Source organism: Acinetobacter geminorum, assembly GCF_013009345.1.
Taxonomy (GTDB): Bacteria; Pseudomonadota; Gammaproteobacteria; order Pseudomonadales; family Moraxellaceae; genus Acinetobacter; species Acinetobacter geminorum.
Genome location: NZ_JABELE010000008.1, coordinates 137,734 through 162,633, shown reverse-complemented (window position 1 = coordinate 162,633; position 24,900 = coordinate 137,734). Strand labels below are relative to the sequence as shown.

Here is a 24,900-nt window from a genome sequence, read left to right as displayed (position 1 = left end):
AGAGGTGATATACAGATGATGCAGACTCAAATATCAGTAGAGCAAAATTTAGATCATATCGGTCAAAAGAAATTTTCATGTTTCTCAACGAAAAATTATTATCTTGAAGTCAACGAATTCGTTAAAACGATAAATACACCCGCAGCAAATACCGCACTATTTAATGACGAGATTGCAAAATGTTTTGAAGAAATTAAAAAGCAAGGCCATCAAAATCCAGTTTTAATTGGTGCTATACCTTTTGATATTACAAAGAAAAGTAGCTTAAATTTTTATGGCGATCATAAAAAAATAACACAAGCATCTTCTACGATTAACTCATTAAAAAATCGTAATAACATTGAGATAATTAATAAATCATTACTCATTCAACGCCAAAAATTTGAAGGTACAGTACAGTTAGCATTAGATGCTTTTGAGAAAAAGAAGGTAGAAAAAGTTGTTCTTTCTCAGGCTGTTGAATATGAGTTTAACCGTCATCAAGAGCCTGAAAATTTATTGGCTGCTTTATTAAAACAAAATCCAAATGCTTATAATTTTGTGATTCCAGTAGAACATAATAATTATATTCTAGGTGCAAGCCCAGAACTGCTTTTATCAAAACAAGGTCGTACTGTAACCAGTAATCCTTTGGCCGGTTCTAGACCAAAATCACAAATTTCTGAAAAAAATTTCGTCAGCCAACAAGAATTAAATCATTCTGAGAAAGACCAACATGAACATCGAATTGTGGTTGAGAATATTATTAGAAATTTAGCTACTCATTGTGTAGAGCTTAAGGTTTCTGAATTTCCAGATATTTTAGAAACATCAACAATGTTGCATTTATCATCAGAATTCCAAGGGGTGCTTAAAAAACAGGCACCGAATGCATTAAACCTTGCATTAGAATTACATCCAACACCAGCGGTTTGTGGCTCACCAACCAATGTTGCTAAGCAGTTTATTTTAGATCATGAAGGTTATGACCGACATTATTATACGGGGTTAGTAGGTTGGATGGATGCCGAGGGTAATGGTGAGTGGGTAGTAACGATTCGCTGTGGTCTACTCAGTGAAAATAAAATGCGCTTATATGCTGGTGCGGGGATTGTGGAAGGATCAGATGCTGAAGCTGAATGGTTAGAAACAGAAGCTAAGATGCAAACCATGCTGAATATTCTAAATACAAAAATTGCTGTGTAATTATTAAACCTTGGCAGATTTTATTTTTATAGTCAAAACAATAACTAAATATTCTACTGAGATATATTAAAAATTTAATAAAAAAGCCTGCATAAAGCAGGCTCTTTTATTTAAGAGGATTATTCTAAGAATTTAACAGTTACGCCAGAACGTACTTTATTACCTAAATCGTTAGCGTCCCAGTTCGTTAAACGGATACAACCGTGAGAAGCTGTTTTAGAAATTAAAGACGGGTTTGGTGTTCCGTGAATACCAAAAGATTTTTTACTTAAACCAATCCAGATATTACCTACAGGCGCATTTGGGCCAGGTGGTAAAGAAAGGGGTTTCAAGTTTTTACCTTGAATAAAGTTTGATGGTGAGTAGCTATACCAAGGATTACGAGCCACACCAACTACCTTGTAAGTACCGGTCGGAGAAGGCGTATCAGTACTGCCAATTGTTGCAGGAAATGACGCAATCATTTGGTTACGGCTGTTGAAGAGGTACAGTTGTTTTGCACCTTTATGCGCAATAATCAAATGAATGTCTTCTGGTAAATCATTGCGTACGTTTGGAACAATGATTTTTTCACCCGCTTTTTTGAATGTTGCTGTTGGATTGATTGTTTTTAAGAAAGCTTCATCGATATGAAACTTTTCGCCCAACATTTCGCTAACACGAGTGTAATACAAACCTTTCATTTTAGCCTGTAAAGCATAATCAGAAGGAATTGATTGTGCATATGGGCCTTTTAAATCAGCATCAGTAATGGTGTATTCAATAAATGAAGGTTTTGTTTGCTTAGCAACTAATGCATCCCAAGTTTCTTTAGTCAGTTCACCAGTAGGTGATAAACCATTCATTTGCTGGAATGAAGAGATTGCTTTTAACGTGTTTTTGCCACTCATACCGTCAATTGCACCTGGCGACGCATGTGCATTATTTAGCATGACGTGAGCACGAGCATAGACTGGAAACTGGCCCTTACCAATATTTTCATACCATTCAGCCGAATTTAAGCTATCTAATGTCCAAGAAACTGTTGGAGCTGAAGTCTTAGCAGTTGTTGAGGTTGTTTTAGCTACGGCTACTGGTGCTGAAGCGGCAATACCTGAATCGGCATTTTGGTCTTCAGTTTTTTGCAAATCTTGTAATGTTGTTGACGCTCGATTTAAGTCACTTTGTTCTTGAGCAGTAATTTGTGTCGAAGCTTGAGCTTTTACAGTTGAAGCTGCATCTACTGCTAAAGGATCAATCGGATCTTCTACAGGAGCTGATACCTTTTTAGGATTCAGGGGTTGCTCAGTTGTTGAAGCAGCAAAAGCAACATTAGCAATAATACAACTTAAACTCATAGCGAGTAATGAGCGAACAAACATGTAATTCAACCTTAAGAATTTTCATATAAGCAATAGGGGCATGATCTAATCTAAAATTGCATAAAATTACCAATAACTCATCTCTATGAGCCCAAGATTGGTAATTTAGTGGTTAAAAGAATATCAATAGACCCGATGTAACATGTTGCAAGTATTGCAGAAAACCTTGCTGCTTGCAGTAGACTTTTGTGTAAATATGCATTTTTTAGTAGATTGACGAGTTTTTTGTGTGAAATTGAAATTATAAAAATCTCTATGTTTTTGATATGATGCTGCCACATAAAGAATATAGAGATTGGTAATGACGACTTTGAAAAATGATCGTTTCCTACGAGCTTTGTTACGCGAACCTGTAGATACCACCCCGGTATGGATGATGCGTCAAGCAGGACGTTATTTGCCTGAATATCGTGAAACACGTTCAAAAGCAGGCGACTTTCTATCTCTATGTAAAAATACAGAATTTGCTTGTGAAGTAACTTTACAGCCTTTACGCCGTTACGATTTAGACGCAGCAATTTTATTTTCAGATATTTTAACAATTCCTGATGCATTAGGCTTAGGGCTTTATTTTGAAACGGGTGAAGGCCCTAAGTTTCAAAAAACTGTTCGTACTGAACAAGATGTCGCGAATTTACCCAAGCTAAATGCAAAGTCAGACCTTGATTATGTGATGAATGCAGTAAGCACAATTCGCTCTGCTTTAGGTGGCCAAGTTCCACTGATTGGTTTTTCTGGTAGTCCTTGGACATTAGCAACGTATATGGTTGAAGGTGGTTCAAGTAAAGAGTTCCGTTTTACCAAGCAGATGATGTACGCGCAACCAGAAGTTTTGCATGCTTTACTTGATCATTTAGCAGATTCAGTTATTGATTATTTAAATGCTCAAATTGATGCAGGTGCTCAGGCTATCCAGATATTTGATAGCTGGGGTGGGGCATTAGCACATCGTGAATATGTCGAATTCTCTTTAAACTACATGAATAAAATCATTGCTGGTTTGCAACGTGAGAAATATGGTCGCCGTATTCCTGTTATTGTTTTCACTAAAGGTGGCGGTCAATGGTTAGAGCCAATGATTACGACTGGTGCAGATGCATTAGGTTTAGATTGGACTACTCCACTTAATACAGCCCGTAATATTGTGTCGGGACGTGTAGCGCTACAAGGTAATCTTGACCCTGCTGTTTTATATGGCTCGGCTGCTTCAATTGAAAAAGCTGTAAAAGCAATGTTAGACGATGCTTATGCAAACGGTGAAAAAACAGGTTACGTTGCTAACTTAGGCCACGGTATTACCCAGTGGGTAGACCCTGCGCAACCAAAAATCTTTGTAGATACAGTACATGAGTATAGTGCTAAATATCTAGGATAGTTTTTTGTGCGTCATCTCACTTTACCAATTCATTTTATCGGCAAGGCTGTTTCGGCAGCCTTGTTTGGTATTCTACTTTTAATTGCTTTTGCTTTAACAGCGCCGATGGGAAGCCATGAATATATGGGTTTTTATCGTTATGATTATTTACTCATCTATGCAGTGCTGATTCAGATCTGTCTTTTATATTTAAAACTTGAATCATGGGCAGAAGCCAAAGTTATTGCTTTATTTCATATCATGGCGATGGTCATGGAAATATTTTTAACGCATCCTGCGATCGCATCATGGCAATATCCTCAGCCTGCGGTATTTAAAATTTTAACTGTGCCTTTATTTGCAGGCTTTATGTATTCGGCTGTAGGTAGTTTTTTTGCGCGATCACTCCGATTATTTAAGGTTTCTTTTGAAAAACTTCCAAGTTTTGGAACGATGCTTTTACTCGCATTTTTCTCATATATAAACTTTATGAGTAAATTTTTTGTACCTGATATTCGCTATATTTTATTTGCGATCAGTATTTTTATTTTTTGGAAGACCAAGCTTTATTTTCAGCTCAACGAGCATAAATTTAAAATCCCGATGTTGCCTGTATTATTTACCCTCGCTTTTCTAATCTGGATTGCTGAAAATATTAGTACTTTTTATAAAATCTGGCTCTATCCAAGTCAGGTAGATGCTTGGCACATGGTAGGTTGGGGTAAACTGGGGTCATGGTATTTATTATTACTTTTAAGTTTGGTTCTCGTGCTTAAAATATTAGGTCATCGAGATAATCAAGGTAACTGGAATCTAAGGTAAATTTTTTCGTTAGCACTTTTCATCATATTATTTATTTTTTAATTGCTAAATCACAGCCTTCTCGCTATCTTTAATATCGTGTAATAAGAATTACACATAACAATACATAAGAAACAATCAATAATGATTTTGGAGATATACATCTATGTTAAAAAAATTAGCTTTAGCTGCTTTGTTAGCAGCTGGTTCAAGTGTTGCTATGGCTGATAACGATGTAGGTTGTGGTGTGGGTACGCAAGTATGGGCTGGCCAAAAAGGAGTGGTGCCTAAAATTCTTGCTGCAACAACAAATGGTATTTTTACTAACCAATTACTAGGGATTACTTTTGGTACTTTAGGCTGCCGTCAAGGCGGAACAGTAACTGCGCAAGTGGTTACATTCACAAATGAAAATGCTGAAGCTTTAGCACGTGATATGGCAGTAGGCCAAGGTGAAAGCCTGAACGTACTTGCTGAGTTAATGCAAATCAAACCTCAAGACAAAGATCGTTTCTTTAAAGTTTCAAAAGCAAACTTTGGTGAAATCTATTCTGCAAATAATCAAAATACGCTTCAAGTTTTAGCATCATTACAAACAGTAATGGCTAAAGATGACGTTTTAAAAGCTTACGTATAAGTTTGAAACTGAAAACCCTGTCGTATGGCAGGGTTTTTCTTATATTTAATGATAAAAATTGATGAGCTTAATGAAGTCAGTTGTTTTAGTTTTTGCCTCTTTGGCAGTGAATATTGCTTATTCAGCAGATATAAATCCATCTATTCAAAAATATTGGTCAATTGCAGAACAACAAAATCTAGATCAAGACATTACATGGCAAAGGCTGATGTATGCCAATAAAAATCAGAAAAGTGAGGTTACTTATTCTGGCTATTTCTTATCAGAAAATGGAAAAAATAACTTAAAAGAAGAACTGAAAGCTGACATTTCAGCATTATTTATGCCTGCTCAAGATAATCAGTCGATTCGTTGTAAGTTTCCGGCACGTAGTCAATGGCTCATGCAAAAAGTCGGCATTCAAGAAAATGAATTGCCTCAAGTAAATTGTTCAGAATTTGAAAATTGGATTGGGCAGATTAAGCCTCATAAAGCGACCTTAATTTATGCGACCGATTTTATGGGCAATCCTAGCTCAATGTTTGGTCATACGTTATTGCGTTTGGACCCAAAAGATCAACAGCAGTTAAACCTTGTCTCTTACGCCGTAAACTATGCAGCAACTGTGGCAGGCAACGACAACTGGTCATATGCATGGAAAGGTTTAACGGGGCAGTATCCAGGCGAATATTCATTGATGCCTTATTATCGTAAGGTAAAAGAGTATGGTGATTTTGAAAGCCGCGATTTGTGGGAATATGAGTTAAATCTATCACCTGAAGAAACTCGGTTTTTAGTAAGCCATATTTGGGAAATGCAACATGTGAGCTTTCCTTATTATTTTGTGAGTGATAACTGTGCCTATCGATTGTTAGGGTTAGTGGATTTAGTAAAACCTGAGTCTAACTTGCAAGAGAAATTCACCTATGCATCTATTCCAATGGAAACCATTAAATCGATGCAGCAGCAGGGACTCACGAAAGCTCCTGTATATCGACCTGCTTTAGAAACCCAATTATTGTCCCAAGCTCATCAGCATGGTCCCTCACTGGCGAAGGTGGCTCATCAAATTGCGATGCTGCCTATACAGCAGTCTTCTCAGATTTTAAAATCATTTACTGAGCAGGATCAGGCTAAAATCCTCGAGATGGCTTACGATGATTTATATCTACAGTTTATTGGTCGTAAAGTTGAAGAAAGCATTGCTCAGCCGCAGTTACGTCAGCTTTTAGCACTCAGAAGTCAGATTGATTTAGATAAGCAACGTCAAGAACCAAAAAGACCAACAAAGGAGCCGACTCAAGGTCATAACGCGCGTAATCTTTCAGTGAAAGCTGGTGAGGTTCAAGGCGATAAGTTTATCGAACTTGGTCATCGGCAAGCCTATCATGACTTAATAGATCCTCAAGGAGGCTACCGTGCAGGGACCCAATTACTATTTTTAAATGGTAATGCACAGTGGCGAGATGACCATTTAAAACTAGAACGTCTTGATCTGTTAGAAGTGAACTCTTATAACCCGATTCAACCATTTAAAACACCGCTGAGTTGGGGTTTTAACTTAAGTTGGCGTCAGGAAGCCATTAATGATGGAAACTTTAGTGAAGACAAACAACACGGCGTAGCAAGCTTTAATGCTCAGGTCGGTTACAGTCTTGCAGACTATGGGCGAAAGCATATTTGCTATGGACAAGTACAAACCTATGTACAAACAGGTTCAAATCTAGATAAAGGGTGGCGCGTAGGAATGGGGCCAACTTTAGGTTGTATGAATCAATGGTTTGAGCGCTTCAACTCTGTGGTGCAAATTGAATTGCCTTATTGGCAAGATCAAAACCAATGGAATTTGAGAGTAAATACTCAGTGGCAATATGTGATTAATCGCAATAATGCTGTTCGATTGAATTGGGACTATGAACAACAAAACCAACAAGACTGGATGAAATCAAGTCTAGGATATGTTTGGTTCTTTTAAAGAATAAATGTATAAAAAAAGAGAAATGAGTTTATTCATTTCTCTTTTTTGTTTTTAGATAAGACGATTATTTCTTTATTGCATTTAATACTGCATACGCTGCCTTAATGCGTTCTTCATTTGGAATACGTTTATTGGTTAACATGACTAAACCAATATTTTCTTTTGGAATAAACACCACATAAGATCCAAAGCCATTTGTTGAGCCAGTTTTGTGGAACATCTTAACTGAAGGTTCTTTGGAAATGGCAGTCACTTTATTAGGCTTCATCACGATTTGCTCTGAATTACTGTCTAATAAAGTTTGTAAAGGCGCTGGATAAGAAAATTCTTCCCAACCCAATGCTTGATACATCGTACCGACTTGATAGAAACCTTGATGTGTTTCATTAATTGCATGTTGAATATCTTTCGGATATTTCTGTGGGTTGAGGTTGGCATTAATAAAAGTCAGCATATCTGGTAGTGTCGATTTAACGCCGTACGCAGGGGCATCTAGCGGGCCAGGGTTAACTCGGATCGGCTGATTTTCTTGATTATAGCCATATGCATAATTTTGCATTTGAGTTTTAGGTACGTTTACATAGCTATTTTTTAAATGGAGAGGTGGAAAAATTGTTTTTTCTAAGACTTGGTCAAAAGGTTTATTCATAGACAAAGCCACAACTTTTCCAAATAAGCCAATACTTGGATTTGAATATTGTCTGTATTCACCGATTGCGTTTTTAGTTTTCCAATCTTTGAAAAAAGTTAAAACTTGTTGGTCTGTTTGAACTTCATCTGGAAATTGCAAAGCAAGGTTGCCACTTGTATACGTCGCAAGTTGAAGAAGATTAACTTGGTCAATCGGTGTGTTTTTTAGTTCTTTCCAATATTTTCCGGGTGTGTCATTAAAAGAGATTTTTCCTTTTGCTTTTGCATATCCACCAGCTGTAGCGGTAAATAATTTACTGACCGAACCTAGTTCAAAAATGGTACTGCTATTTACGGCTTTTTTATCCTGAACAGATTGTAGGCCATAATATATTTCATATTTTTTATTATTTTGAATGACCCCCACGGCCATACCAGGCACATCATATTTATCTAATAAAGGCTTAAAATTTTGATCTATCAGTTTTTTAACTTCTTGTTCTTTGGGGGTGTTTCCCGCATAAATTGAGGTACTAAAAATAAAAAGAGGCGGTAAAAGTAGGCAAGAAATTTTTTTAAATCGCATGATGAACTCATAAATTATTTAAAAAGAAAGATGCGTACTTTTATAACAAAAATCACTTAATTTAATTGTTATGTTTTATAGATTAAGTGCTTTAACTAGATATAAAAAAGCCCAACGTCGTCGGGCTCTTATTTTTGCATTAAAACCAGATTAATAACTTTCTGGTACTGCGCTTAAAAATTCACGGCGTGCTTCTTTATCAGTTTTAAAATCGCCGACAAATGAAACTGTACGAGTTGTAGATTCTTGTTTACCTACACCACGCATCATCATACACATATGTGCTGAATCGATAACTACAGCAACACCACGAGCGCCAGTCACTTCAGCAACGGCTTCTGCGATTTGTTGAGTCAGATTTTCCTGAATTTGCAAACGGCGAGCAAACATCTCAGTAATACGTGCAAATTTAGATAGACCAAGAACTTTGCCTTCCGGTAAATAGGCTACATGAACACGGCCGTAGAATGGGAGGAGATGATGTTCGCAAAGCGAATAGAATTCAATATTCTTCACCAATACCATTTCATGGTTATCTGATGGGAAAACAGCATTATTGGTGACTTCTTCTAAAGTTTTACTATAGCCAGAAGTTAAATATGAAAAAGCTTTAGCCGCACGCACAGGCGTATCTTTAAGGCCGGGACGATCAAGATCTTCACCGACGGCAGTCAGGATATTTGCGTACGATTGCTGCATTGACATAAGACGTATAAGTTTACTCTATTAGACAAGCTCGGCATTGTATCAGAAACATGACCTGATGTTCATAACTCCTCGCACTATATTTATTCTGGTTTTATGCGTGCTTAATAAAAGATGAATAAATTTCATGTTTTTTATCGTTAATAGTCAAGAGTTTGAACGTCAAATGTGTATTTAATGTTGGTAGGTTCTAAATGATCGCCTAGTGGCATCATATTTGCACAGATGCAGTGTTATAGAGCATAAGGATAAAACATGTCAGAACGTCCAATCACCTTCTTTTTCCGTGGTAGCCAGCAGCAAGTTGAAAATGTAACACCCACAATGACAGTTTTACAATTTCTGCGAGAATATACCCAAACTGGTAAGACTAGGCAGACCGGCACAAAAGAGGGCTGTGCTGAGGGCGATTGTGGTGCATGTACAGTCGTGATTGGTGAGTTGGTCAATGACAGTTTGCAATTACGAAGTGTGAATGCGTGTATTCAGTTTTTACCGACTTTAGATGGTAAGGCTTTATTTACAGTAGAAGATCTTCATACATTATTGCCTAAAAAGGATGGGGCACTTCATCCGGTTCAACAGGCGATGGTCGATATGCATGGTTCACAATGCGGGTTTTGTACTCCCGGTTTTATCATGTCGTTATGGACAATGTATGAAAATGAACAACACTGTCCAAGCAAAGATCAAGTCAGTAATTATCTTTCTGGAAATTTGTGCCGCTGTACAGGCTATCGCCCTATTTTTGATGCGGCACAAAAAGCATATGACTATCCACGTATTTTATTAAAACGTCAAAAAGTAATTGAAGTATTAAAAGAGATCAAAGCATTACCTGCATTGCATTTGAATGATCATGGACAGCAATTTTTTGCACCAAAGACTTTGCAGGATTTTGCCGCTTTACGGTCACAGTTGCCGCAGGCACGTATTGTTGCTGGTAGCACAGATGTTGGTTTGTGGGTCACAAAGCAAGGCCGTAATTTAGGAGATATGCTTTATATCGGTCAGGTTGAAGAACTCAAAAAAATTGTAGTCACAGATCATGCTTTAACGATTGGGTCAAATGTAAGCTTGAGTGATGCACTCATCAAAATTTCAGATTTTTATCCTGACTTTCAAGAATTACAGCGCCGTTTTGCTTCCATGCCTATTAAAAATGCAGGAACGCTAGGTGGAAATATTGCCAATGGTTCGCCTATTGGTGACTCAATGCCAGCATTAATTACGCTAGGTACACGATTGATTTTGCGAGCAGGTGAACAGACTCGTGAAATTGCTTTGGAAAACTTTTATATAGATTATCAAAAAACAGCATTACAACTTGGTGAGTTTGTTGAGGCGATTATTGTTCCGCTTCGTGAAGGGCAGACGAGTTTTAAATTTGCCAGCTATAAAATTGCTAAACGTTTTGAGCAAGATATTTCTGCGGTATGTGCGGCCATTTCATGCGAGTTAGATCATTATGATGTCGCTCACAATGTAAGAGTTGCTTTTGGTGGCATGGCAGCTATTCCCAAACGTGCAAAATATGCAGAAGCCATATTGGAAGGCCAGCAAATTACAGCAGAATTGATCGTTCAGGCAAAAGAGGCCTTGTCGAAAGACTATCAGCCTTTAGATGATGGACGCGCTAGCTCGGCATATCGTTTACAAGTCGCAAAAAACTGTTTACAGCGGTTTTATGTAGAAAAAATCCTGTTTCAAACGATCACACGTGTGACTGACTTGATTGCTGTGGTGGAGATCTAACATGAATCAAACGATTGACTTCAGTGTTTCTAAAAAATCGGCTAAAGCAGGCGACTCGATTCCACATGAAAGTGCGCATTTACATGTGACTGGACAGGCAACTTATATTGATGATTTACCCGAGCTTGAAAATACGATGCATCTGGCAGTGGGATTTTCAAGTTGTGCCAAAGGCAAAATCAGTAAGTTTGATTTGGATGCCGTACGTCAGGCTGAGGGTGTTTATGCAGTTTTTTCGGCAAAAGATATCGAGGTTGAAAATAATTGGGGGCCGATTGTTAAAGATGACCCGATTTTTGCCGAAGAGCAGGTTGAGTTTTATGGACAAGCCTTGTTTGTGGTTGTTGCCGAGAGTTATCAGCAAGCTCGTCAGGCAGTCCGTTTAGCAAAAATTGAGTATGTACCTGAAACTCCGATTTTAACCATTCAAGATGCGATTGAAAAAGAATCGTGGGTTTTACCGCCTGTAGAATTTAGCCATGGTGAAGTTGAGCAGGCATTTCAAAACGCAGCACATCTACTATCAGGTTCTATTGAACTGGGCGGGCAAGAGCATTTCTATCTTGAAGGGCAAATTTCCTATGCGATTCCACAAGAAAATCAGAGCTTAAAAGTTTATTGCTCGACACAACATCCAACAGAAATGCAGTTACTGATTTGTCATGCATTAGGCATGAATATGCATCAGGTCAGTGTGGAAAGTCGTCGTATGGGTGGTGGTTTTGGTGGTAAAGAGTCACAGTCGGCACAGTGGGCATGCATTGCATCTTTGGCAGCACAAAAAACGGGCCGTCCGTGTAAATTACGCTTAGATCGAGATGACGACATGAGTGCTACAGGCAAACGTCACGGTTTTGCTTATGAGTGGTCTGTGGCTTTTGATGACAGTGGTGTTTTGCAAGGCTTGAAGGTTCAATTGGCTTCAAATTGCGGTTTTTCGGCTGATCTTTCTGGGCCAGTGAATGAACGTGCGATTTGTCATATTGGCAACGCTTATTATTTAAATGCGGTTGAGCTACGTAACTTACGTTGTAAAACTAATACTGTCTCCAATACGGCATACCGTGGTTTTGGTGGACCGCAAGGCATGTTTGTCATTGAAAATATTATTGATGACATTGCTCGTTATTTAGGTTGTGATCCTGTTGAAATTCGACAGCGTAATTTCTTTGCTGAGCAGCCTGGCGCCGGACGTGATCGCATGCATTATGGGGCAGAAGTTCGTGATAATGTTGCTCCTCGACTGGTGGCCGAATTATTGCAAAGTAGCGATTACGCGAAACGTAAACAGAGCATTCATGCCTTTAATCAGAGCAATAACATCATTAAGCGTGGTATTGCGTTAACCCCATTAATGTTTGGTATTTCGTTTAACGCCGTGCATTACAATCAGGCAGGTGCACTAGTCTATGTGTACATGGATGGCACTGTTGCGATTACGCACGGTGGTACAGAAATGGGACAGGGGTTATATACCAAAGTACGGCAGGTTGCTGCACATGAGTTGGGTTTACCCATCGATAGTGTTCGTTTAATTGCAACAGACACTTCTCGGGTGCCAAATACTTCGGCAACTGCAGCATCGAGTGGAGCAGATCTAAACGGTAAAGCTGTTCAAAATGCTTGTATTAAGATTCGTGAGCGTCTGGCAAAACTTGCAGCAGACATAAGTGATAGTGACGCAGAGCAAGTCCAGTTTGAAGATAGTATGGTTTCAACAGCGAATGGCCATTCATGGACATTTCCTGACTTGGTTCAACGAGCATATATGGCACGTGTGCAATTATGGGACAGTGGTTTTTATAAAACGCCAGAAATTCACTATGATCAGGTCAACCACTTAGGGCGCCCATTTTTCTATTATGCTTATGGGGCAGCGGTCAGTGAGGTCGCAATAGACACTTTAACTGGAGAAATGAAAGTATTACGTGCTGACATTTTGCATGATGTTGGACGGTCAATTAACCCTGCAATTGATATTGGACAAATTGAAGGTGGTTTTGTCCAAGGGATGGGGTGGCTCACGACAGAAGAGTTGTATTGGCAGCCTCAAGGACTGCACGCAGGACGCTTATTTACCCATGCGCCTTCAACGTACAAAATCCCGACCAGTTTTGATATTCCGCATATTTTTAATGTCAAACTGTTTGATAACCAAAATCAGGCAGATACCATCTATCGCTCCAAAGCTGTAGGTGAACCCCCATTTATGTTGGCATTATCTGTTTTCTCTGCAATTCGTCAGGCTGTACAGGCGGCTATTCCAGAAAATGCACCGCTCGTACTCAATGCTCCGGCAACTGCCGAAGAAATTTTACGTGCAATTGCGATTGGGTGGGGACAAGCTTTGGCTAACCGTCCACAAGCTAAAATGTAGAAGATTATGCAACATTTACAATGGTGGACTGATTTTGTAGCGTGGCAAGTCGATGCTCTACCTATGGTATTGGTCACAGTGGTCCGCGCTGATGGTTCAACACCACGGGAAGTTGGTGCAACAATGTTATTGCGGTTTAATTTGCAACAGCAATGGCAGCAGTCAGATACGATTGGTGGTGGGCATTTAGAGTTTCAGGCCATTGATATTGCTAAAACAATGTTAAGCGAACTGCAAACTTGTGTGAGGCGTATTGAACGCTTTAACCTCAGTGCTCGGTTGGGGCAATGTTGTGGCGGGGTGATGTGGCTATTGTTTGAAAAAATATCACCCGCTGTAACCCCGTCAGATTTATCCATGAGTTTGCAAGCATGGCGAGCTGGAAGGCATATATGGCGTACCGTCTCAAATCAGTATGCATCCACTTGGCAGATTATGGATATGGAACAACAACCAAGTTTCGAGTTTCATTCTGCCAACAGTGAGCAATGGCAATTTAGCCAGCAGATTCAACCATATGCCATGCAAGTGCTGATTTGTGGTGCGGGGCATGTGGGTGAAGCAATCGTCCGTTGTTTATTGCCTATTGGTGTTCGGGTGAAATGGATTGATCCACGTGATGATATTTTCCCATCTGATTTACTGCAACAGGTGCAATGTTTAACGACAGATACACTTGAAGCCGAGATCGAGCATTTTGACCGTTCAGGTGCAATTTTAATATTAACTCACGATCATCAATTAGATTTGCAACTGTGTTTTGCAGCCTTGAAACCTACGACAAAACCATTTACTTATGTTGGGATGATTGGCTCAAAAAGTAAAAGGGCTATTTTTGAGAAACGTATGCAAGTACGCGGTTATACTCCGGAAACATTACAACGCTTAGTTTGCCCTATTGGTATAGAAGGGATTTCATCGAAACAACCTGCAACGATTGCCATTGCAGTAGTTGCTCAATTATTGCAGGTGTTTGATGTAAAAAAATGATCCCAAAGGATCATTTTTTTTGTTCGAACTTCGGATTTTTTTCTGCTCGTTTAAGCAGTACGAGAACAGCACCTGTGCCGCCTTGATTTTCTGGAGCACTTACAAAAGCCAAAACATCGCGGTGTTGACGTAACCATCCGTTGACATAGGTTTTTAAGACCGCTTCTGGGCCTTTGCCATGCACAATTTTGATAACATTTTGATTTTCATCTTTTGCCATCTGGATAATTTGTAAAACTGCGTCACGTGCTTGCTCAATGGTACAGCCGTGTAAATCTACAGCTTCAAACCAACGCATCTTGCCTGCTTGTAAGTCTTCAAAAACTTTATGTTGCAGAGTCGCAATGCGATAGCTTAACGTTGCTTGGCTTGCGACCGGATTTAAAGCAGCTTGAGTATCTGATAACTCGGCGTGTTCGGTATCACGGCCACCTTCTGCGGCTGCACGCTTCGCTAGAGTTTGTGCGTCGACTTTTCTGGCACGAGGTGTTTTTACATCGGCAACATTACTATTGTTGATGCGTTTAACACCAGCAACAGCCTGTTGAAATAGATGTGTATCTTCCAATTCTTCAGACTCAGCCTGAGCTTTTTTAGACTCAGGCTGATTTGCGATTTTGCTTGAATGAGGATTGGAGATTTGCTTTTTAAATTGCTTCAATAACTTTTGTTGCTCTTTAGAAAGCGATGAATCTTTATTACTCATATATCTTCATTAAACCGTTTGAGGTTGTCCAAAAAGTGCAGTAAAAGCTTGATCTGGACGGGGTTGTTTCATAAAACTTTCGCCCACCAAGAAACTGTGAATATCATGCTCTTGCATCATACGCACATCATCTGGTGTCGCAATACCGCTTTCAGTAATTAATAAACGTGAGGCCGGAAGTAATTTTTTCAAACGGATAGATGTATTTAAATCCACATCAAACGTTTTTAAATTACGGTTATTCACACCTAATAAACATTGCTCAGAAAGCTTTAAAGCGCGTTCCATTTCTTCTTCGTCATGAACTTCAACCAATACATCAAGTTGATGTTCAAACGCAGTTTTTGACATTTCTTCGAGTTGCTGGTCAGACAAACAAGCAACAATTAATAAAATACAGTCCGCATGCAAAGCACGTGCTTCAACTACATTATATGGATCGATCAGAAAGTCTTTACGTAAAGCAGGTAGGGCACAATGATTACGAGCAATAGCAATATTTTCATCTGCACCCTGAAAGAAATCAACATCGGTCAGTACCGATAGACATGCTGCTCCAGCTTGTTCATATTGCTGGGCAATTTCGGCAGGATTAAAGTCTGCGCGAATGATTCCTTTTGATGGAGAGGCTTTTTTTATTTCAGCAATCACACCAGGGCGTTTATGTTTTAAAGTGTTGGCAAAGCCACGCACTGGAGTCGCAGCTTTTGCTAGTTCTTCAACATCTTGCAAATTACGTTGTTTTAAACGCGCAGCAAGTTCCTCATGTTTACGGTCAACAATTTTACCTAAAATGGTATTTTGAATATTAATCATGAGAAATCCTTAATCTGCCTGAGATTGCTTTAATGTTTTGGTAAATTCAGCCAAAACACTCATTTTTTCTAAAGCTTGTCCGCCATAGATAATATCTTGAGCGAATGTAACAGCTTGAGCATAGGTTTGAGTAATGCCTGAGACATAAATACCTGCCCCCGCATTAAGCGCAATCATATTTGCTGCTTTTTCACCAATGTCAGATTTATTTTTACCCAATGCATCTTTGATCAGCTTTAAGCTTGCTGCAGCATCTGCTACCACTAAACCATTTAAAGTTTGTGATTCAATCCCGACATCTTCTGGATTAAGCGTCCATTCGGTAATTTCACCATCTTTGAGTTCAGCAATAGCGGTAGGAGCAGCAAGGCTAATTTCATCAAGTCCATCTCTTGAATGAACCACCATGACATGTTCAGCACCAAGCTGCTTCATAACCTCGGCAATTGGACGGCAAAGTTCATCTGAAAATACACCAATCACAAAGCGTTTTACGCCGGCCGGATTCGTAAGCGGGCCGAGTAAATTGAAAATGCTACGAACACCAAGCTCACGACGTGGGCCGACAGCATATTTCATTGCTTTGTGGTGGTTTGGAGCGAATAAAAAGCCTACACCCATCTCACGAATGCAGCGCTCAGTTTGTTGCATATCTAAATCAAGGTTAATACCCGCTTGTTCAAGTAAGTCAGATGAACCTGATTTACTTGAAACGCCTCGGTTACCATGCTTTGCAATAGTTGCGCCTGCTGCTGCAATGACAAAGCTTGATGCTGTAGAGACGTTAAATAAGTTTTGCCCATCGCCACCTGTGCCGACAATATCAACTAAATGTTTGATATCGCTAACATCGATCTTGATAGCAAATTCACGCATGACACGTGCAGCAGCAGTAATTTCGTCAATACTTTCACCTTTCATGCGAAGGCCCATCATCAAAGCACCAATTTGTGCTTCGGTTGCCTCACCTTGCATGATGCTACGCATAATGTCTTCCATTTGCGGCTGAGTCAGGTGAATATTTTTTGTTATATGGTTAAGTGCTTGTTGAATATTCATAGGGATCACTTATGCATAAATATCTAAAAAGTTTTTAAAGATTTGATGGCCATGTTGACTCAAGATCGATTCAGGATGGAACTGCACACCTTCAACAGGCAATGTCTTATGTTTAACACCCATGATTTCTTCCATGGAGCCATCTGCTTCATTGGTCCAACACGTTACTTCAAGGCAATCAGGCAGTGTTTGCTGATCAATCACCAATGAATGATAACGAGTTGCTGAGAAAGGGCTAGGAAGATTACTGAAAATACCTTTATTGCTATGGTACATATCAGATAAACGTCCATGCATCACCGTTTTGGCTCTTACAATTTTTCCGCCAAAAGCTTGCCCAATACTTTGATGCCCTAAACACACGCCAAGCAAAGGAATTTTTCCGGCAAAGTGATTAATTGCAGGAATTGAAATACCTGCTTCACTTGGAGAGCAAGGACCCGGACCAATCACGAGATATTTTGGTTGCCATCGTTCAATATCCTCTAATGTGACTTGATCATTGCGAACTACTTTTACTTCCTGATTCAACTCGCCAAAATACTGGACGATGTTGTAGGTAAAAGAGTCGTAATTGTCGATCATTAGAAGCATGATGAACTTAACCTCATGATAATTAATATATATTTAATAAGTGACTAAAATAGTTACCCATATTGATACCCGTTTTCAGAAAGGGCTTTCTAGATATATAAAATAAGAAGCCGCTTTCTAATGGGCTAATATAGCAAAAAAAGAAGTAACCAGTTTAACTATTTCATTCGTTAGAAATTTGCAGAAAAAAAGGCTTTGGGAAGGTGGAGCTTTTTAAAATTATAGATAAGTATTAATAAGACAGAATATGCTTTTCATTAGAAATAAAAATTATTCTGCCTTATTCACACAAGAAGATTAAATTTTACGTGTGTTATAGATAAGCCAATCTAAAACATCGCCAGATAAATGTTCGGCCAGTCTTTCTTGAACAGTTTGATGATAACCATTTAACCAGTCTTTCTCTTCATTTGTTAGCATGTCAACGACGATACAATCTAAATGAATCGGGCAAAGGGTCAGCGTTTCAAACTCTAAGAAATCGCCGTAGGTTTTCTCAAACCCTGAGTGAAGTCTGTTTGCAACCAGATTCTCAATACGAATACCGTATTGTCCCTCATGGTATAAGCCCGGCTCGTTGGAAATAATCATACCTTCACGCAACTTACTATAGGCATGAATAGGCGCGTAATAAGAAAGAACTTGTGGACCTTCATGAACGTTAAGTGCAAAGCCTACACCGTGGCCTGTTCCATGTCGATAATCTAAACCATGTTGCCATAAAGTATTGCGACAAATTGAATCGAGTAAAGGAGCGGCTAAACCTTCTGGATAAATCGTTTTTGCCAAGGCAATGTGACATTTTAAAACCAATGTGTAGTCACGTTTTTGTTGCCCTGTTGGCGTGCCTACAGGAACAACACGAGTAATATCGGTTGTTCCATCTACATATTGCCCACCTGAGTCAATTAGCAATAGACCATCACCTTCGATAAATGAATAGTGCTCTTCAGTTGCACGGTAGTGGGGTAGAGCACCATTAGCATTAAAGCCAGCAATCGTTGAAAAACTCGGCCCTATAAATCCATCTTGCTGAGCACGGAAAGCCGTAATTTTCTCATCAATAGTGAGTTCTGAAATGCTTTCACCATGATGAAGGGCTTTCTCTAACCAGTGGAAAAAGTGGCAAAGCGCAACTCCATCTTTAACCATTGTGTGACGGATATGAGCAATTTCGCTTTCATGCTTACGCGATTTAAAAAGTGTACTCGGATTGATGTCATATACAACCTGAATATCTTTTGCGATGGCTTGTTCATGAAAAATCGAGACTTTGGCTGGATCTAAAAGTACTGAGGCATCAGAAATATTCGATAAAAACTTAGCGGTATCTTCGTAGTTACAAATTTCAATACCATCGGCTGCTAAAGCTTGTTGAATGCTTACATCAACTTTTTCAGCATCAATAAAAAGAATAGCTTGCTCTGCATTAATATATAAATGAGAAAGAAAAACAGGGTTATATTCTACATCTTGCCCACGTGCATTTAGGACCCATGCAATATCATCTAAAGATGAAATAAAATGACCCGCAATATTCTTGTTAGCTAAGCTTTCGCGAATTGCCTGAATTTTTTCTTTACGTGAGAGGGCATTTAACCCTTCAGGCATTAAATGGATTTTTTCTGAGGGAAGTTCTGGACGGTCTAACCAAATCTCTCCAACTAAATCTTGCTGGGTTTCAAGTTTATAATGATTAAGTCGTGAAGTATGTTCGAGCGACTTAAATTGTTGAATGGATAATGTTTGGCCATTTACTGAAATGACCGAACCAGTTGGTAGATTTTTCTCAATCCACGCGAGATGTGTAGAAGTTTCATCACCGGTCAGTTTTTGTAATTCAAAGCCAGTTCCAGCGAGTTGTTGTTCTGCTTGTACCCAATAGCGACCATCTGCCCAGAGGCCAGCAAAGTTTTGAGTCACGACTAGCGTACCAACAGAACCACTAAAACCGCTTAGCCACTGCCTTACTTTCCAATAGTCGGGTAAATATTCTGACATATGGGGATCAGCACTCATCACAACAAACGCATCAATCTGCTGAGTACGCATGAGTTTGCGAAGTTTTTCTAGTTTTTCTGAAACAGTTAAAACGCTCATATAGTTTCCAAGTCAGGTTGAACTTTGCTAGTACTTTTGTTCATTAATCTATTGATAGGTTTCTTTAATAAAAATAACACGATTGCACCAACAATTAATGCCAAAACGCATCGCATAAAGAGAGTCGGTAAATGATCAATACCATCTGACGATACGTGTCCGCCAATGAGACCAGCGATGAGATTACCTAAAGCTGAGCCAGTAAACCACAGTCCCATAATTTGGCCTCGAATCACATCAGGTGCAAGTTTAGTCATGGTTGATAACCCAATCGGGCTTAAACAAAGTTCTCCCATGGTAAGCAAAAACAAAGTACCAATTAACCAAAATGGTGAAACTAAGCCGCCAGCAATTGCGAAACGACTAGCAAAGGACATAACGAGAAAGCCGCCAGCTGCAAGTAACAATGCAATGATAAATTTACTGATATAGCTTGGATCTTTATTTGATTTACCCAATCTTGCCCAAAGCCATGCTGCAATTGGAGCGAATATAATAATAAAAAGGGCATTGATTGATTGGAACCATACAGTTGGGATTTCAAATCCGAAAACCATACGATCTGTATAGTCTTGCGCAAATAAATTAAAAGAAGTTGGTTTCTGTTCAAAAGCAGACCAGAACAATGCTGATGTTGCTAATAAAACAAAACAAATAATAATTTTAAATTTGTCATGTTGCTCTAAATTCAAGAAAAGTAATAAATAAGCAAAGTAAGCAATAATGCCGATACCAATCCCAATTGTTAAATAAGTTGCTACCGCGACCGGATTAATATGAATGACACCAAATAAGGTAAGCGTAATAATGACTGCAACTGCGAATAAAAAGCTAAATACAATTTTAGGCGCATTTTTATTTTCTACGACAGGCTTATTGCAGTTGTCAGTTTGTTGGCGCAACTGATTGAAAGACTGTAGCTGTGGAATCGCTAATGTACGAAAAATAAGTAAAGCAATCAACATTCCAAGGCCGCCAATCCCAAAACCTAGATGCCAGCCATGATCGTGAGCCAATATACCTGTAATAAGTGGGGCAATAAACGACCCCATATTAATCCCCATGTAAAAAATGGAAAAACCAGCATCGCGCCTACTATCTTGAGCTTTATATAATGTTCCGACAATCACTGAAATACAGGTTTTAAATAATCCTGAGCCAATAACAATAAGGACTAAACCGAAATAAAAAAAGAATTGATCAAAGAGTGCGGTTAGAGCAATAGATAAATGGCCTAATGCAATAATGATAGAGCCATACCAGACCGATCGTGCCTGACCTAACCAGTTATCGGCAATCCAGCCACCAAAAACGGTCATTAAATACATAGATCCAGCAAATAACCCAACAATCGCGGCTGCAGTTGGACGGTCAAGACCTAAACCACCGTCATTAACCATTGCAATCATATAAAGAACGAGTAAAGGTCGAATACCATAATAAGAAAATCTTTCCCAAAGCTCTGTAAAAAATAAAGTTTTTAATGGTTTTGGATGGCCGAAAAAAGCTTTATCCGATCGTTCAAAGTCATATTTCATTATTCAAATCCTTGAATGCTTTTAAGTTTTTTATAAACATAACTTTTGGTTTGTTTATTTATAACAAAAATTTATGCATATAGTTTTTAGTTTTTTTTAATAATAAAAGCAAGTTTGGCCTGTATAAAATAAGTGAATGAAAATGAACATGAATAGTAAAATTTAATTTTTGCCGAGTAATGTGGGATCTACTGTATGTGGTCTTATTAACTGGTCAGATAGCGACTAAATAGTGTATTTATTTAGAAAAATTCATAAAAATGAAAAATAATTATTAGATTTTAACTAAAGCAGAAGGCTTTTAACTAACTGATGGTTTAAGTCATAAATTTAAGTTGCTGAAATAAACCAAAGAAACTCATTGAGGAAAATTGATGTCAACGGAGTGATTATTTTCAGATAATCCGATAAGAATCTCAGCATTATATATAAGAAAGTATTATGATCATGGACGATTGTTAGATATTGATGCAGCGGGTTATATCAGTGCAACGATTTTGCACTAAATTAGGGCAATAATGAGCTATTTAAATATGCCATAATTTGAAAATGTGTGAATATGGTGCATTTACTCAAGCAAACAGTATAATGGGTTCAAGACAAGGGGCCTAAATCATGAATACTTATAAGTAATTCAATGTTTTAGGTAAGTCTCATGAAGTTGGTATGAGAATTGCTTAATAAATACCAGCAACTAACACGCACTCAACAAGTGCAACAAAATTTCATTGGAGCAAAATGAGCATGGCGAACAAGGTCCTTCAACTCATACAAGAAAGTGGCGCAAAATGGGTCGATTTTCGCTTTACTGATACTAAGGGTAAAGAGCAGCACGTAACTTACCCAGCTGATTCTATTGATGAAGATACTTTTGAAGACGGTAAAATGTTTGATGGTTCTTCAATCGCTGGTTGGAAAGGCATTGAAGCATCTGACATGATTTTACGTCCAGATGCGGAAACTGGTTTTATCGACCCGTTCTTTGCTGAACCAACTGTAGTTGTGACTTGTGACGTTATTGAACCTTCAACTGGTCAAGGTTATGAACGTGATCCACGTTCGATTGCTCGCCGTGCAGAAGAATACTTAAAATCTACAGGTATTGGTGATACTGCATTCTTTGGTCCAGAGCCAGAATTCTTTGTATTTGATGAAGTGAAATGGGACATCGATATGTCTGGCGCTCGTCATACATTAATCGCTGAAGAAGCTGCTTGGTCTACTGGTAAAGATTACGAGTCTGGTAACTCAGGTCACCGTCCACGTGTTAAAGGTGGTTACTTCCCAGTTCCTCCAGTTGACTCTGCACAAGATATGCGTGCAGAAATGTGTGCAAAAATCGAAGACATCATGGGCCCAGGTCGTGTAGAAGTACATCACCATGAAGTTGCTTCTTGCCAGTTAGAAATTGGTGTGAGCTTCAATACGCTTGTCCGTAAAGCTGACGAAGTTCAACAGTTTAAATATGCTGTTTGGAACGTTGCACACCAATATGCAAAAACAGCTACGTTTATGCCTAAACCAATGGTAGGCGATAACGGTTCTGGTATGCACGTTCATATGTCTATCTCTAAAGATGGCAAGAACTTGTTTGCTGGTGATGAATATGCAGGCCTTTCAGAAATGGCATTGTATTTCATCGGTGGTATCATCAAGCACGCTCGTGCATTGAATGCAATCACAAACCCATCTACAAACTCATATAAGCGTTTGGTTCCTCACTTCGAAGCACCAATTATGCTTGCTTACTCAGCACGTAACCGTTCTGCTTCTATCCGTATTCCATACGTTTCTAGCCCTAAAGGTAAGCGTATCGAAGCTCGTTTCCCAGACCCAATGATGAACCCGTACTTAGGTTTCGCTGCATTGTTAATGGCTGGTATCGACGGTATCCAAAACAAGATCCATCCGGGCGAAGCTGCTGATAAGAACTTGTATGATCTTCCTCCAGAAGAAGAAGCAAAAATCCCAACAGTTGCTCATAGCTTAGATATGGCTCTTGAAGCACTTCAAGCAGATCACGAATTCTTGTTAAAAGGCGGCGTGTTCACTAAAGAAATGCTTGATGCATACATCGAACTTAAAACTGAAGATGTACGTCGTCTTAACACGACTACTCACCCAGTTGAATTCGATATGTATTACAGCCTGTAATATATATTTCATAAAAAAGCCTGCTTATGCAGGCTTTTTTATTGCTTGGAATGTTGATTGAATTCTCTACGTTTTTTATCAAAAATTTGGAGTAAACTAGGTGCGAGTTTTCATGTGAGCAGATTATGCGTAAACGACAACCAGTACTTAAACAGGAAAAGGCTTTAAATCCTGAGTTGAAAACATGGTTGTATGCTTCTGGTTCTCTGACTCAACAATTAACTGAGCTTGGTGGTGGCCAGTTCAGTGTGAAGCCCTTTAAAGAACACTTTCAGCGTTTAACTTTTGCAGATAGTCAATGGATGAACATGCCTCATGCTCATACTTCATGGGTGAGAGAAACCTATTTATATGGCTGTGAAGCAGAGCCGTGGGTGAAAGCAAAAAGTATTTTTCCAATTCAAAGTTTACAAAAAAAAGCGCGTATATTTCAGCACATTGGTTCTAAACCGATTGGCTTTTTTCTATTTCAAAGAACGACTCCGCTTTGTGACCGACGTGTCATTCGTTTGCCAGAAGGCTGGACGCGACAAAGTTGCTATACTTGGCATGGATGTAAATTTATCGTCCAAGAAACATTCTTACCGGCTTTTGAAGCTTTTTTAAATCAGCAGCACGACAAGGAATTACTATGACGACTGCAACAGGCACAACATGGCGTCAGCGTTTAGAGGCTTATTATTATCTATGTCGATTTGATAAGCCAATTGGTACTGAACTGGTGTTTTGGCCAACCATGTGGGCACTTTGGGTTGCATCAAAAGGAATACCTGATTTAGGTATTTTATTTGTCATGATTTTAGGCGTGATTTTTATGCGCGCTGCTGGATGTGCGATTAATGACTTTGCTGATCGTAAAGTAGATGGTTATGTAGAGCGTACTAAAACCCGTCCGCTCGCAACTGGAATTATTCGTGCAAGAGAAGCTGTATATGTATTCTTGGGCCTTGTTTTAGCAAGTGCGTGTCTGTTGTTCTTTTTACCGATCGAAACCTTCTACTGGTCATTTGGGGCATTATTTCTAGCGTTTATTTATCCATTTATGAAACGCTATACCAACTTACCTCAAGTATTTTTAGGCGCAGCATTTTCATGGTCTATTCCTATGGCCTTTACCGCTGTAGGTAAAACTCCAGATTTAACTTGTTGGTTGCTCTATTTTGGTAATTTGGCTTGGACTGTGGCTTATGACACTCAATATGCAATTACAGATCGTGAATATGATTTAAAGATTGGTGTGAAATCTACAGCTATTCTTTTTGGTCGATATGACATCCAGATTATTGCGTTTTTACAAGCATCTAGCCTTGTTTTGATTAGTACTGCACTATATTTAGAAAATATCTTATTCCCATGGGCGATTATTGCTTTAGCTGTAGTCGCATTTGATTTTGTATATCAAACAATTAAAACCAAAGACCGCGACCCTCAAGTATGTTTCTGGGCATTTCGTCACAATCGTTGGGTGGGATTAATCATTTTTCTAGGAATATTTTTAAATTTCATATAGTAAAAATGACCGTGAGGTTGAAAAGTGTTCTATGCAGAGCACTTTTTTTATGTCTTAATATTTGTGCATAAAAATATGCGGAATA

At 38.9% G+C, this 24,900-nt stretch carries 20 protein-coding genes; 11 read left to right on the top strand and 9 right to left on the bottom strand.

Annotated features, from left to right (window positions below; translation table 11 throughout):
• The first annotated feature begins 15 nt into the window (after positions 1 to 15).
• On the top strand, positions 16 to 1,185 hold the full coding sequence (gene basJ, locus HJG58_RS09595) for an acinetobactin biosynthesis isochorismate synthase BasJ (protein WP_170248699.1): 1,170 nt from the start codon (positions 16 to 18) through the stop codon (positions 1,183 to 1,185).
• A 119-nt stretch (positions 1,186 to 1,304) separates the two neighbouring features.
• Here the strand turns inward: basJ and HJG58_RS09590 are convergent, their stop codons facing one another.
• Entirely contained in the window at positions 1,305 to 2,546 is a 1,242-nt protein-coding gene (locus HJG58_RS09590; protein ID WP_170248698.1) for a L,D-transpeptidase family protein, read from the bottom strand.
• Between the two features lie 301 nt (positions 2,547 to 2,847).
• Here HJG58_RS09590 and hemE point away from each other — a divergent pair, with 301 nt between their 5' ends.
• The 4 genes from hemE to HJG58_RS09570 all read left to right on the top strand — a co-directional run bounded on the left by hemE (position 2,848) and on the right by HJG58_RS09570 (position 7,292).
• Entirely contained in the window at positions 2,848 to 3,921 is a 1,074-nt protein-coding gene (hemE, locus tag HJG58_RS09585) for a uroporphyrinogen decarboxylase (RefSeq protein WP_170248697.1), read from the top strand.
• A 6-nt stretch (positions 3,922 to 3,927) separates the two neighbouring features.
• Positions 3,928 to 4,722, top strand: coding sequence for a DUF817 domain-containing protein (locus tag HJG58_RS09580; RefSeq protein WP_170248696.1), 795 nt, complete (start codon positions 3,928 to 3,930; stop codon positions 4,720 to 4,722).
• 145 nt (positions 4,723 to 4,867) lie between these two features.
• Entirely contained in the window at positions 4,868 to 5,338 is a 471-nt protein-coding gene (locus tag HJG58_RS09575; protein WP_002118800.1) for a DUF3015 family protein, read from the top strand.
• Between the two features lie 70 nt (positions 5,339 to 5,408).
• The gene (locus HJG58_RS09570; protein WP_442891941.1) at positions 5,409 to 7,292 is read left to right on the top strand and encodes an Lnb N-terminal periplasmic domain-containing protein; all 1,884 of its coding nucleotides are present in this window, start codon (positions 5,409 to 5,411) and stop codon (positions 7,290 to 7,292) included.
• A 67-nt stretch (positions 7,293 to 7,359) separates the two neighbouring features.
• On the opposite strand, the gene HJG58_RS09565 is transcribed toward HJG58_RS09570, so the two are convergent.
• Positions 7,360 to 8,511, bottom strand: coding sequence for an extended-spectrum class C beta-lactamase ADC-265 (locus tag HJG58_RS09565; protein ID WP_086265799.1), 1,152 nt, complete (start codon positions 8,509 to 8,511; stop codon positions 7,360 to 7,362).
• A 150-nt stretch (positions 8,512 to 8,661) separates the two neighbouring features.
• Entirely contained in the window at positions 8,662 to 9,210 is a 549-nt protein-coding gene (gene folE / locus HJG58_RS09560; protein WP_002118643.1) for a GTP cyclohydrolase I FolE, read from the bottom strand.
• A 261-nt stretch (positions 9,211 to 9,471) separates the two neighbouring features.
• On the opposite strand from folE, the gene xdhA reads away from it, so the two are divergent.
• The 3 genes from xdhA to xdhC are packed head-to-tail and all read left to right on the top strand — an operon-like array spanning position 9,472 to position 14,338.
• Complete coding sequence (gene xdhA, locus HJG58_RS09555; protein WP_170248694.1) at positions 9,472 to 10,971, top strand: xanthine dehydrogenase small subunit; 1,500 nt, start codon at positions 9,472 to 9,474, stop codon at positions 10,969 to 10,971.
• A gap of 1 nt (position 10,972) precedes the next feature.
• The gene (xdhB, locus tag HJG58_RS09550) at positions 10,973 to 13,348 is read left to right on the top strand and encodes a xanthine dehydrogenase molybdopterin binding subunit (protein WP_170248693.1); all 2,376 of its coding nucleotides are present in this window, start codon (positions 10,973 to 10,975) and stop codon (positions 13,346 to 13,348) included.
• Positions 13,349 to 13,354: 6 nt separating this feature from the next.
• Complete coding sequence (gene xdhC, locus HJG58_RS09545) at positions 13,355 to 14,338, top strand: xanthine dehydrogenase accessory protein XdhC (RefSeq protein ID WP_170248692.1); 984 nt, start codon at positions 13,355 to 13,357, stop codon at positions 14,336 to 14,338.
• A 10-nt stretch (positions 14,339 to 14,348) separates the two neighbouring features.
• Here xdhC and HJG58_RS09540 read toward each other — a convergent pair whose 3' ends face one another.
• From HJG58_RS09540 to HJG58_RS09515, 6 genes are all read right to left on the bottom strand, one after another.
• Positions 14,349 to 15,044: a Smr/MutS family protein gene (locus HJG58_RS09540; RefSeq protein ID WP_170248691.1), complete on the bottom strand. Its 696-nt coding sequence runs from the start codon at positions 15,042 to 15,044 to the stop codon at positions 14,349 to 14,351.
• Between the two features lie 9 nt (positions 15,045 to 15,053).
• Positions 15,054 to 15,860, bottom strand: a complete 807-nt coding sequence (gene trpC / locus HJG58_RS09535) for an indole-3-glycerol phosphate synthase TrpC (protein WP_170248690.1) — start codon at positions 15,858 to 15,860, stop codon at positions 15,054 to 15,056.
• Between the two features lie 9 nt (positions 15,861 to 15,869).
• Positions 15,870 to 16,919: an anthranilate phosphoribosyltransferase gene (trpD, locus tag HJG58_RS09530; RefSeq protein WP_086265805.1), complete on the bottom strand. Its 1,050-nt coding sequence runs from the start codon at positions 16,917 to 16,919 to the stop codon at positions 15,870 to 15,872.
• Between the two features lie 9 nt (positions 16,920 to 16,928).
• Positions 16,929 to 17,513 (bottom strand): anthranilate synthase component II, encoded by a 585-nt coding sequence (locus tag HJG58_RS09525; RefSeq protein WP_000925676.1) that lies wholly within the window; start codon positions 17,511 to 17,513, stop codon positions 16,929 to 16,931.
• 297 nt (positions 17,514 to 17,810) lie between these two features.
• Positions 17,811 to 19,613 (bottom strand): aminopeptidase P family protein, encoded by a 1,803-nt coding sequence (locus HJG58_RS09520; protein ID WP_170248689.1) that lies wholly within the window; start codon positions 19,611 to 19,613, stop codon positions 17,811 to 17,813.
• Positions 19,610 to 21,151 (bottom strand): peptide MFS transporter, encoded by a 1,542-nt coding sequence (locus HJG58_RS09515; RefSeq protein ID WP_170248688.1) that lies wholly within the window; start codon positions 21,149 to 21,151, stop codon positions 19,610 to 19,612. Before HJG58_RS09515 ends, HJG58_RS09520 begins: the two co-directional genes overlap by 4 nt.
• Before the next feature lie 738 nt (positions 21,152 to 21,889).
• On the opposite strand from HJG58_RS09515, the gene glnA reads away from it, so the two are divergent.
• The 3 genes from glnA to ubiA all read left to right on the top strand — a co-directional run bounded on the left by glnA (position 21,890) and on the right by ubiA (position 24,815).
• Positions 21,890 to 23,305, top strand: a complete 1,416-nt coding sequence (glnA, locus tag HJG58_RS09510; RefSeq protein WP_170248687.1) for a type I glutamate--ammonia ligase — start codon at positions 21,890 to 21,892, stop codon at positions 23,303 to 23,305.
• 125 nt (positions 23,306 to 23,430) lie between these two features.
• Entirely contained in the window at positions 23,431 to 23,940 is a 510-nt protein-coding gene (locus tag HJG58_RS09505) for a chorismate--pyruvate lyase family protein (protein WP_170248686.1), read from the top strand.
• Complete coding sequence (ubiA, locus tag HJG58_RS09500; RefSeq protein WP_170248685.1) at positions 23,937 to 24,815, top strand: 4-hydroxybenzoate octaprenyltransferase; 879 nt, start codon at positions 23,937 to 23,939, stop codon at positions 24,813 to 24,815. The genes HJG58_RS09505 and ubiA overlap by 4 nt, the downstream gene beginning before the upstream one ends.
• Positions 24,816 to 24,900: the final 85 nt, after the last annotated feature.